Genomic DNA, 10974 nt, shown 5'->3' on the forward strand with positions numbered 1-10974 from the left:
GGGTACGCTAGACCTTCACGCCGACGGCAGGGTCAAGGCCGGGAACCACGGCGGAGAGCCGGTCGGAGAGCCGGTGGAAGGAACCGAGCGGAGAGTCGAGCGGAGGGCCACGGTGGAGCGTCGCGGTGGGCGTTCCGCCGAGGAGGTGTCCGTCATGCGGATCGGAGAACTCGCCCGGCGCGCCGGCGTCACCCCGCGCGCCCTGCGCTACTACGAGGAACAGGGCCTGCTCGCCCCCGAACGCCGGCCCAGCGGCTACCGGGAGTACGGCGAGCGGGACGTGGACACCGTCCGCGGCATCCGCACCCTCCTCGCGGCCGGGCTCAACAGCGCCGTGATCGCCGAGATCCTCCCGGGCCTGCCGCTGCCCGGGCAGCGTCCGCCCGGCCCGACCTGCCCGGAGCTGCTCACCGGCCTGGCCCGGGAGCGCGCCCGGATCACCCGGCGGATGGACGAACTCGCCGAGGCCCGCGCGCTGTTGGACGCCATCATGGCCGCGGACGCGCCGAGCGAGGTGATCCGGTCCGGCCGGCTCGGGGCGGCGGGGCGCGAGCCGGGCGGTGCCGGCGTGTCGGGCGGAGGGCGCGAGCCGGGTGGGGACGGCGCGTCGGGCGGCGAGCGCCGTCCGCGGCCGCCGGCGCGGAAACTCGATGGCGCACGCTCCCGGGCCGTGCTGGAGTGACCAGATGAACCATGACGAGGTGCTCGCCCTGTACGACGACCGGCTCCGGCGCAACGCGCCGGCCGACCCCGGCTGCCGCGTCGAACGCGACGGTGCGGTGCTCCGGCAGGTGGGCCCGGAGCACGGCTGGAACGGCGTGGTCTGGTCCGGCCTGGACGAGGCCGGGGCGGACGCGGCGATCGCCGCGCAGGTGCGCCACTTCGCCGAGCTCGGGCTGGAGTTCGAGTGGAAGGCCTACTCCCACGACCGCCCCGCCGACCTCGGCGCCCGGCTGCTGGCGGCCGGCTTCACCCCGGAACCGGCCGAGGCGCTGATGATCGCCCGGATCGCCGACCTGCCCACCGAGGCCGCCCTGCCCGAGGGCGTCCGGCTGCTCCCGGTGACCGACCCGGCCGGGGTCGGCCTGCTGATGGAGGCCCACGAACAGGCCTTCGGCACCGAGCACCCCGGGCTGCGCGAGCGGCTGCTCGACCACCTGCGGCACGGTGGCGAGACGGTCGGCATGGTCGTCGCGATGGCCGGCGACCGCCCGGTCAGCGGGGCCCGGATGGAGCTGGTCCCGGGCACCGGGTTCGCCGGTCTCTGGGGCGGCGGCACCGCGCCCGACTGGCGCGGCCGGGGCATCTACCGCGCCCTCGTCGCCCACCGCGCCCGGCTCGCGGCCGAACTCGGCTACCAGTACCTCCAGGTGGACGCGAGCGACCAGAGCCGGCCGATCCTCCAGCGCCTCGGCTTCGCGTGGGTGAGCACGACGACTCCGTACGTCCGCAAGCCGTAGCGGTCCGGCGGGGCGGCGCTGCCGGTACGGGTTCGGCCGGGGGCGCCGGGGCGTGGTGAAGGCGGGGCACCGCGACACGGTGAAGCCGGGGGCCGCGACATGGCGTAGCCGGGGGTACCGGGACATGGCGAACATTGGGATGATCCCGTTCTGCTGATACCCACCCCGGCACCGGGAGATCCCCTTGACCACCGTGTGGACGCGGCTGACGGGTTGGCTGACCCTGCTGGCCGCCCTCACCGCCGCCGTGCACGGGCTGCTCGTCGCGGTCCTGCCGTCCGACCGCGGCACGCCCACCGCCGAGCGGCTGCTCCCGACCGGGCTCGCGGTCCTGTGCGGGCTCGGCTGGCTGGCCGCCTCGGCCGCGGCCCGTCGAACGGCCGCTCGTCGCAAGACCGAACCGGAGCCGCCGCGCGGCTCGTCACCGGTCGTCGCCGTTCTCCTCGGCGTCACCCTGGCGCTCACCTCCGCCGCCGCGCTGGTGCAGGCCAGCGGTCCGGACGGCGCGGAGGGGCGGCAGCTGCGCCACATCCACCAGGCGGGCGCCGTCACCAGCGACCTCCCGATCCTCCTGCTCCGCTCGGAGTCGCGCCGGATCGGGCGGGTGAACAGGACGCCCGTCTACCGCACCGCGGTGGACCTCTCGGTGCCCTTCGCGGACGGCCCGCGGACCCTCACCCTGGACGTCGAGACGGCGGGTTCGGCCCGCGTCGGGAAGAAGACGACGGTCGAGTACGCGCCGGGCGCCCCGGAGCTGGGGGCGCGGGCGCACGCGTACGCCACGGTCGACGGTCTCGCACTGCCGTGGGTCCTGGGCCTCGCCTTCGTCGTCCTGGTCTTCGCCCCGGTGATCCTGGCCGACGGGCGCCGCAGGGTGCACGCGTCGCGACGCTTCCGACCGGCCGCGCACCTGTCGGCGGCCGGCGTCCTGCTGGTCGGTGCGGGACTCGCGGCGTACGTCGGGCTGGTGCTGCCGTCCCCGTTCGTCGGCTGGCCGCTGGCGGTGATCGCCTCGGCCACGCCGTGGCTGGCCGTCCGGCTGGTCGCGCGGACCGGGCGGGAGCGGGCCTGACGGCCCCCGGCGTTCTGCCGCCGCCGCTCCGCCCTGCCACCGCTGCTCCGCCGCTGTGCGACCCCTGCCGATCGGCAGGGGTCGCCTGGAGCGTCGCTGGTCAGGTTGTGCCGTTCGGTACATGTGCGGGAGGGGCCAACGGGGTCATCGTTGGGTCACCACGAGCGGGGCCGTCCGGGCCCCGAGGAAGGAGCCCACCGTGTTCGACCTCCGCCACTTGTCCATGCTCGCCTTCGCCCTCGGGCCCGGCTTCGGCCTCGGGCTCGGGCTCGGCCTCGCCCGGGGGCGGTCAGGCCGGGCGCCGTGCCGGATGCACCGCGGCCCCACGCACCGCGGCCGGGTCGACCGTGCCCGGGAGCCGGCCCTGCCCGAAGCAGGTGCTCCGCTGCGTCCCGGTGTCGTGCGCGGCGGTCTGCGCGAGGGCGTACTGGACCGGCACCCCGATCGCCGCCACCGGCAGCAGCACGCACAACAGGGCGTGCCCCACACCGATCCGGAACGTCCTGCGCCGCACGGCGGTGCCGAGCTGCCAACCGCCCCAGCACACCGCAGCCGCGCCCAGCACCAGCCCCGCCCAGGCCAGCGGCAGCACATGGGCCGGCGCGCCGGGGCTGTCCCGGCAGCGGCTCACGAGCCGGTGGATGTCGCCGTCCGCGAGGAGCGTCGGCACACTGAACGCCCACCCGAGGCAGCCGAGCAGCAACGGGCCGCCCGCCCGGAGCCACCGGGGGGAGCGCTGTTCGTCACTCATACGCTTAGTACCAGTCCGGATTCACGCGGACGAAGTGCAGCTTCTGGTGCCCGCGCTGCTCCTGAAAGCTGTCGATCCGGCCGCCCACACTCGCGTTCTGCTGGCCACCGCTGTGCTGGGTGTAGCGGATGTCCCCGTCCGGGGTCACCGCCGTCACCACCGCGGTGTGGTGGATGGCGCCCTTCTTGTCCTGGGAGTCCTGGTCGGAGTCCTCCTCGTAGTAGACGATGTCCCCGGGCTTCACCTCGTCCGGCGAGAGCTCCTGGCCGCCGTGGCGCATCATGAAGTCGTGCATGTTCTGCGCCCCGGCCCAGCTCTTCGAGTAGTCGAGCCGCTGGTCGAGCCAGCCGCCGCCGGCGTCGTCGCTGCGCCCCCAGGTGTCGTCCCCGCGCCAGCCCCACCACTGGTCCCACTTGGCGTGCACGCCGCCCTGGCGCAGCGCCTCCGAGGCGAAGTTGGTGCAGTTGTCGTCGAAGACGTCGACGGTGGTGTCGTTCCAGTGCTCCAGCGCCCACTGCACGGTCTTCACCCGGTCGTACTTGGCGTTGGGCCCGCCGCGCAGGCCCACCTTCACGTCGTCGGGGATGCCCGGGAGGTTGGCCAGGGTCACGGGGTCCGAGAGCATCAGCTGCTTGCGCTGGTTGTCGGTCAGCCCCTTCCACCAGTCGGCGACCAGCCGGGGGTCCTGCCCGCTGGGGATGTCCCCGGTGTACATGGACAGTTCGGTCTGTGAGGCCTCGCGCTGGAGCTGGTCCAACGCCTTGCGCGGATCGGTCTCGCAGGTCGCCCCGGCGAGCTTGCGCAACTGGGCGGAGGCCAGCCGGTCGGCCTGGGCGGCCTCGCGCAGCGCCTCCTGGAGCAGCGCGCCGACCTCCTGGACGGCGCTGTCGTTCGAGGGGGCCGCGCCGCCGCTGCCGTGGACGGTGGCGGTGGTCTCGTCGACGGTGAGGCCGTACTGCTTGGCCATGTCCAGAGCGGAGTTCAGGGTGAGCTTGGCCCGGGTGATGCTCGTACTCAGCCCGTCGAGGATCATCACGACGCCGCGCATGATGTTCGCGCCGGCTTCCAGGATCTGCGCCTGCTCCTGGAGCTTGCGGCCGGCGGCCTCGCCGACCTTGTCCTTCCAGTTCTCCTTGAGCGGGTCGACCCCGTTGGCGTGGATGTCGTTGACGGCCTGCCACGCCTGCTTGGACAGGGCGAGCCAGGACGCGGCGGCCGCGTCGACGTCGATGCTGTTGGCGGCCTTGAGCGCCGCGACGGTCATCGTCACGGCTGCTGCCCCGTCCCCCCGAGGTCACCGAGTGCCGCGTTGAGACGACGGGCGTACTCCTGGTCGGCCTGGTCGTAGGAGTGCGCCGAATCGTGCAACTGCGTCGAATAGAGGTGGAGTTGATCGACGACGGACTTCACGTGGGCCTGCCAGGCGTCGGCACAGTCCTTCAGCGCCGGACCGGAGTCCCAGGCCGACATGGTGTCGGCGGCCGTACGGCTGTTGTCGAGCCAGTGCCCGACGGTCCCGAAGGTCTTGGCAGCCTCCGTCAGGCCGTTCGCCGACTGCCGCAACGCATGCGTCTGGACATGGATGTGGTTCACGATCGGTTCCCCCCTACCCCGTTATGTCGATTCCGGTCGACATGGGAGCGGCCATCGTAACGACCGGATGGGAAGGGAAAGGTCATCCGAAAGTCATGGGAAAGTAATTCAGCAAAGCTGCGGCCCGGACGGCCGCGAGGAGGCGGCGATGGGCCTCATCGCCCGTGAGTCCGGGCTCGCTGACTGCGCACCAGCTGGTGCCCGGCCCGGTGTCGGGGCCGGGGCGCACAGGACTCGCTGGACAGGCGGCAGGTGCCCACACGGGGCGTCGAGGCGGGCCGCCTCCCATGGGAAACGATCGGTTAGTTGCTTTCGTGTCGGCTCGTCAACCGGCCCGGGAGGAGTTCTCCGGGCTCGCCGGAGAAGACCACCTCGCCGCGGTGCAGCACGTGGACCACCGCGGCCCCGGCGAGGGTGTGCGGCAGGGACTGGGCGGTGAGCACGACCGTGCGGCCGTCGGCGGCGTCCGCCAGCAGGCGGGCGTGCAGCCGGGCGGCGACGGCGGGTGCCAGGCCGCGCTCGGGTTCGTCCAGCAGGAGCAGGGCGGGCCGAGCCGCCAAGGCCCGTCCGACGGCCACGAGTTGCTGCTGGCCGCCGGACAGGGAGCCGGCCCGGCGGTCCAGCAGGGACGTCAGCTCGGGGAAGAGCTCCAGCACCTCGGCGCGCCCCGGCCCGGCGAGGCCCAGGTTCTCGGCCACGGTCAGCGAGCCGAACACCCCGCGTTCGGCCGGGACCAGGGCCAGCCCCCGCCGCACCCGTTGGTGGACCGACAGCCCGCCGACGTCCCGGCCCCGCCAGAGCGCTCGCCCGCCCGCCAGCGGCACCACTCCGGCGAGGGCGTGCAACGTGCTGGTCCGTCCGGCGCCGTTGCGGCCGAGCAGGACAGTGACGGCGGCGGACGGGAAGTCCAGGTCGACGCCGTGCAGCGCCTCCAGCGGGCCGTAGCGGACCCGGGCGGCACGGAGGGCGGCGTCGACGGGCATCAACCCGCCTCGGCGGTGCGGTGGTTCCGGTTCACGTGGCGGCTCCCCAGGCCCGGGTGACCCTCGGGTCGGCGAGGACGGTCGCCGTCGGGCCGGCGGCGACCACCCGGCCCTCCGCCATGGCGTAGACGGAGTCGGCGAGTTCGGCGACCAGCTCGGCGTCGTGCTCGACCAGCAGCAGCGCGAGGCCGCGCTCGGCGAGGCCGCGCAGTACGGACACCAGGCGGGCCGTCTGCGCCGCATCGAGGCCCGCCGCAGGTTCGTCCAACAACAGCACCCGGGGCCCGCCCGCCAGCGCCCGCGCCAGCTCCACCAGCCGCAACACCCCGGTGGGCTGCCCACCGGCCGGCTCGGCGGCGAGCTCCTGCAGGCCGAGAAGCCGCAGCGCGCGGGCGGATCGTTCGGTGGCCGTCCGGGCGTCCACCCGACGGGCGTGCTGCTCGGCGCCCACCCGGACGTTGTCGGCCACCGAGAGGGTGGGGAAGACGGCGATCTGCTGGAAGGTCCGCCCCAGCCCCAGCCGCACCCGCCGGTGCGCGGGCAGCCCGGTGACATCCCGCCCCCCGAGCAGCACCCGCCCGCCATCCGGCCGCACCGTCCCGGCCAGACAGTCGAACAGTGTGCTCTTCCCCGCCCCGTTGGGCCCGATCAGCGCTGTGATCCGCCCCGCCCGCGCCACCAGGTCGACCCCGCCCACCGCCTCGATCCCCCCGTACCGCCGCACGATGCCCCGCGCGGTGAGCCGCGCGGCGAGGGGTACGGCGCTCACGGCCGCACCTCGCGCGCGGTGCGGGTGATGCCGGTCCTGGGTCCGACGGGCGCGGTGACCCGCCTTGGTGGTCTCTCCGCACCGCCGTGCGCCGTCCCCTGCGGTGAGCCGTACGGATGGTCCGCCCCGCCCACGGTCCTGATCCACCCGAAGTGCCGCGCGAGGACCCGTGCGGCCGAGGACGCGGGGTACATGGCTCTGCCTCGTGTGCTGCGGCAGCGTCGGAGTCGGGCTCCAGGGGTGCTGTTGTGGCGTCGTCCCGGCTGCGCCGTCAGGCCCGACCCGATCACGGCCGTGCCGTGCGTGTCGTGGTGCGGCTTGCCGTCGGGCGCCGCGTCGACGCTCGCAACCCCTGAGGCCGACGTGATCGTGCGGCCTGCCGTAGGTGCGGTCGGCCCGTCCGTGGCGCTGCCCGCTGCCGGTAGCGTGGGACGCAGGTGGCCATGGCTGCTCCTTCGGGCCGGCATCGGCGCTCGCAAGCGCCGATGCCGGCCGGCTGGTGCGGTCGACGTCGGTTGCGACCTCGGCCCATAAGGGGTGCCGCTCACCGTTGGGAGCGCCGGGGAACCAGGGTCGATGACGGGCCGCGGGACTGGACCGCCGTTCGACCTGGCCGCGCCTGCCATTCCGCGCGCCGTGCGGTGGCGGTCCTTGCCGCGTGTGGCTGCGGGGGCTCCGTGGTCTCGGTGTGCTGTGCGGGAGTTGGTCCGGATGGGGTAGCGGTTCGGCGTGCTTGTCGCCTGCCCTGCTGCCGTCGGACCCGCCCCTTCCGTATGCCGGCACGGCTCGGTGGTTCGGGCGGCTCCGGCGTGCCGCCCGGAGTCGGCGGTCATCGTCGTCCGTCCCGGGCGGCGAGGGCTTCCCGGAGGCGGCGGCCCGTCGGGGTGAGGCGGGAGGGCGGGAGGGGAGCCGGTGGGGGCGGGCGGCGGTGGGGGAGGGGGAGGGCGGCGAGGCCGCCGGGGAGGCGGCCGATGGTGGCGGCGAGGGCGCCGACGGCGACGGCGGAGACTCCGGCGACGGTGCCGGCGTCGAGGCCGATGAGGAGGGCGGCGGCGAGGACGGCGGCGAGGGCGCTGTCGGCGCCGGCGACCACGACGGCGGCGAACCAGAGGAGGCCGCGTACCGGGTCGAAGGCGGTGGGGTCGAAGGCGCGTCCGGCGAGGCCCATCAGTCCGCCGCCGAGGGCCGCCAGGGCCGCGCCCGCGACGAAGGCGAGGAGCTTGAGGCCGGGGACGTCCACCCCGGCCGCGACCGCGCCCGGTTCGTGGTCCCGCACGGCGGTCAGGGCCCGGCCGAGGCGGCCCCGGTGCAGGGCGCGGACGGTGAGCAGGCCGAGGCCGAGGAGGAGGAGTTCGGCGAGGTAGAAGACGCGGTCCCCGGCGAGGAAGGAGGGGCGGTCGAGCACGAGCCCGGTGGTGGCGTACGGCTGCTCGAAGACGAACCGGCTCATCGCCGTGCCCACGGCGAAGGTGACCAGCGCGAGGGCGAGTCCGCGCCGGCGGATCGCGGGCCACCCGGTGAGCAGACCGAGCGGGGCGGTGGCGAGGACGGCGAGCAGCAGGGCGGGCGCGGCGGGAAGGGGCGGGAGCCCGGGGACGCGGCCGGACATCAGCAGTGCGGTGCCGAGAGCGCCGAGTCCCGCGTAGCCGGCCTGGCCGAGCGAGATCTGCCCGCCGTAGCCGGTGACCACGACGACGGACAGCAGGACGAGCGCGAGCGCGGGCACGAGCAGGGCGTCCCGCAGGTCGTTGCCCCGGAAGCCGAGCGGCAGCAGGAGCAGCACCAGGCAGACGGCGCCCGCCGGCCGTCCACCCCCGAGAACGCCTCCGGCTCCGCCTCCGAACCCCGGCTGGCCGACTCCACGCTGGCCGACTCCCGGCGGGCCGCCCCCCGTACGGCGGGCACGCCGGGTGACCAGCGGCGCGGCCCCGCCCCAGGTCCGTTCCCCGGTGATCGTCGGCCCGGCGAGCAGGGCGGTGGCGAGCAGCGCGACCACGAACAGGTTGGACTGCACGGCCTGGACCAGTGGCAGCAGCTGCCCGGACGGCCGCAGCCGGGTGAGCTCGGCCTGGGCGATGCCGAGCCCGAGCCCGGTGGCGACCGCGACCGGGATGCTGCGCAGCCGGGCGGCGACCGCGACGGCCATGGTCTCCATCACCAGCAGCGGCAGTCCGTACGGGTCGAGCAGCAGGTACGGCGCGAGGGCGATGCCGACCAGTCCGGCGGTGAAGGTGCCGAAGGCCCAGCCGGCGGCGGAGACCCGGTCGGCGTCGACCCCGGTGAGGGCGGCGAGGCGGCGGTCGTCGACGACGGCGCGCAGCTGGAGGCCGAAGCCGGTCCACCGGGTGGTGACGAGGACGGTGAGGCCGAGCACGAGGATGGCGGCGAGCTGGGCGACGGTGTCCGGCCGCAGACCGTGCCCGCCGGGCAGCCGGATCGGGGCGCCGCCGAGCGGTGAGGGCGCGCCGGCCAGCGGTGCCGCGCCCCACAGCAGGACGGCCAGTCCGATGAGCAGCACGAACACGCCGATCCCGGCGACCACGGTCTCGGCCGGTCCGGCGCCGCGCCGTTGCAGCGGGCGGTAGACGAGGAGGTCGAGCAGGACCCCGAGCGCGGGGGCGACGACCAGCAGGCAGCAGGCGACGGCGGGCCAGACCGGCCAGTGCCGCACCACGACGAGGTCGCGCAGCAGGTAGGCGACGGCCATGGCCTGGGCGCCCTGGGCGATGTTGAGCACGCCGGTGGCACGGTGGCAGACGACCAGGCCGATGCCGCTGAGCGCGGCGGCGGCGCCGACGGTGAGCCCGGCGAGGGCGAGGTCGACGGTGAGGCCGACGGAGCCGGGGGCGGCGCCGAGAGCGGAGAGGGCGGTGGGGATCGACGTGCTCATGGGCGGTCAGCCGGCGTCCGGTGGGGCGGATTCGCCCGGACGGGTGGGCCCCGGGTCGACCGTCGGCGGCGAGCAGAGCGGGCAGGGCGTCAGGCCCTGGGCCCGTACGGCGCCGGCGTCCACGGGTCCGGCCCGCTCCTTGCCGACGACCAGCGGGCAGTCCGGCCGGTGGTAGCGGGTGCCCTCCGGGACGGCCAGCCACCCGGCGTCGTCGGCCCGGCCGGAACGGTCGGGAGCGTCGGAAGGAAGGGAACGGCCGGGAGGTCCGGCGTCCGGCTCGACCAGCAGGTCGTACAGCCGCTCCACCCGTCGGTCGGTCAGGTCCGCGCGCCCCGGCGGGGACGGCGGTGGCCGCAGGGCGACCAGGAGGGTCCCGGACACGATCAGCGCCGCGCCGGGGATGGTGGACGAGGCCAGGTAGGGGACCTGCTGCTCGGCGAAGCGCTCACCGGAGGTCCCGTACCAGCCGAGCACGCACAGCACGGCGCCGGCCGCGGCGAGCAGCCAGCCCGCCCACTCCCGGCCGGTCCGGACGATCCGGACGAGCCGAGTCCGACGGGACCCAACCCGACGGAACCCACGCCCAAGGAACCGGTACCGGACGGAGGAACCGTCCGGGGCGTTACGGGTGATTTCTCCGTCGGATTGCGATTCGTCCATGGATCCGCCTTCATGGTGTCACTTGAGACGTTTCCAGGATCGGCCTGGAACAGCATCCGGGACACCGAACGCGGACACCGAGCGCGGACCCCGGGCGGCGCAGTCGAGAGGGAACACCACCATGCACGTGACGCGAAGCGGTACCCCCGAGGGTGGCGGCCGGGCCCTGCGGACGGCGGGCGCGCTGCTCGCCCTGCTGCTCGCCGGTACGGCGACCGCGTGCGGCAGCGACGGCAAGTCGTCCGGTCCGGCGGCCACCTCCCCGGCGGCGACCACTCCGGCGGCCACCTCCCCGGCGGTCACGACCGCCCCCGCCACACCCGCCGGCACCGCCCCCGCCGATCCGGCCGCCGCCAAGACGGAGATCGCCGCCAACTGGGAGAAGTTCTTCGACCCCGCCACCCCGATCACCGACAAGGCCAAGCTGCTCCAGGGCGGCGACGCGCTGCTCCCGGTGCTCCAGGGCTTCTCCCAGGACCCGCGGGTCGGCCAGGTGCAGGCGCAGGTCAAGGGCGTCGAGTTCACCGACGCGAGCGACGCGACCGTCACCTACTCGCTCTCGCTCCAGGGCAACGAGGTGGAGCCGAACGCCACCGGCCAGTCCGTCCTCGACAACGGCACCTGGAAGGTGTCCCGCTCGACCCTGTGCGGGCTGCTCACCGAGGCCGGAGGGGCCACCGCCACCCCGATCCCCGGCTGCAGCAACATCGCCCAGGTGACGACCGCGGTCGCCAAGGGCGACCTGTCGCAGAAGATCCAGGTGGACGCGCGCGGGGAGATCCTGGAGCTGAAGAAC

The 10974-nt window shown here is 75.0% G+C and carries 11 protein-coding genes; 4 read left to right on the top strand and 7 right to left on the bottom strand.

Annotated elements, in window-relative coordinates:
- The first annotated feature begins 154 nt into the window (after positions 1–154).
- The 3 genes from ABZW03_RS06970 to ABZW03_RS06980 all read left to right on the top strand — a co-directional run bounded on the left by ABZW03_RS06970 (position 155) and on the right by ABZW03_RS06980 (position 2532).
- Positions 155–682 carry a MerR family transcriptional regulator gene (locus ABZW03_RS06970; RefSeq protein ID WP_355253380.1) on the top strand — a complete coding sequence of 176 codons (528 nt, stop codon included), beginning with the start codon at positions 155–157 and terminating at the stop codon, positions 680–682.
- Between the two features lie 4 nt (positions 683–686).
- Entirely contained in the window at positions 687–1460 is a 774-nt protein-coding gene (locus ABZW03_RS06975; RefSeq protein WP_355253381.1) for a GNAT family N-acetyltransferase, read from the top strand.
- 184 nt (positions 1461–1644) lie between these two features.
- Positions 1645–2532, top strand: a complete 888-nt coding sequence (locus tag ABZW03_RS06980; protein ID WP_355253383.1) for a hypothetical protein — start codon at positions 1645–1647, stop codon at positions 2530–2532.
- Between the two features lie 289 nt (positions 2533–2821).
- Here the strand turns inward: ABZW03_RS06980 and ABZW03_RS06985 are convergent, their stop codons facing one another.
- The 7 genes from ABZW03_RS06985 to ABZW03_RS07015 all read right to left on the bottom strand — a co-directional run bounded on the left by ABZW03_RS06985 (position 2822) and on the right by ABZW03_RS07015 (position 9992).
- Complete coding sequence (locus ABZW03_RS06985) at positions 2822–3283, bottom strand: hypothetical protein (RefSeq protein ID WP_355253385.1); 462 nt, start codon at positions 3281–3283, stop codon at positions 2822–2824.
- Between the two features lie 4 nt (positions 3284–3287).
- Positions 3288–4547, bottom strand: coding sequence for an amidase domain-containing protein (locus tag ABZW03_RS06990; protein WP_355253399.1), 1260 nt, complete (start codon positions 4545–4547; stop codon positions 3288–3290).
- A 2-nt stretch (positions 4548–4549) separates the two neighbouring features.
- Positions 4550–4876 (bottom strand): type VII secretion target, encoded by a 327-nt coding sequence (locus ABZW03_RS06995; RefSeq protein ID WP_355253387.1) that lies wholly within the window; start codon positions 4874–4876, stop codon positions 4550–4552.
- Between the two features lie 302 nt (positions 4877–5178).
- A complete protein-coding gene (locus ABZW03_RS07000) occupies positions 5179–5859 on the bottom strand; it encodes an ATP-binding cassette domain-containing protein (protein ID WP_355253389.1) in 681 nt (226 codons plus the stop codon).
- Positions 5860–5890: 31 nt separating this feature from the next.
- Positions 5891–6628, bottom strand: a complete 738-nt coding sequence (locus ABZW03_RS07005; RefSeq protein WP_355253391.1) for an ABC transporter ATP-binding protein — start codon at positions 6626–6628, stop codon at positions 5891–5893.
- Between the two features lie 829 nt (positions 6629–7457).
- Positions 7458–9518, bottom strand: coding sequence for an ABC transporter permease (locus ABZW03_RS07010; RefSeq protein WP_355253393.1), 2061 nt, complete (start codon positions 9516–9518; stop codon positions 7458–7460).
- 6 nt (positions 9519–9524) lie between these two features.
- Positions 9525–9992, bottom strand: a complete 468-nt coding sequence (locus ABZW03_RS07015; protein WP_355253395.1) for a hypothetical protein — start codon at positions 9990–9992, stop codon at positions 9525–9527.
- Between the two features lie 307 nt (positions 9993–10299).
- Between ABZW03_RS07015 and ABZW03_RS07020 the strand changes: the two genes are divergently transcribed.
- A partial coding sequence (locus ABZW03_RS07020; RefSeq protein ID WP_355253397.1) for a hypothetical protein occupies positions 10300–10974 on the top strand: 675 nt, incomplete at its 3' end.

Origin of the sequence: Kitasatospora sp. NPDC004799, from assembly GCF_040609095.1 — a bacterium.
Classification (GTDB): domain Bacteria; phylum Actinomycetota; class Actinomycetes; order Streptomycetales; family Streptomycetaceae; genus Kitasatospora.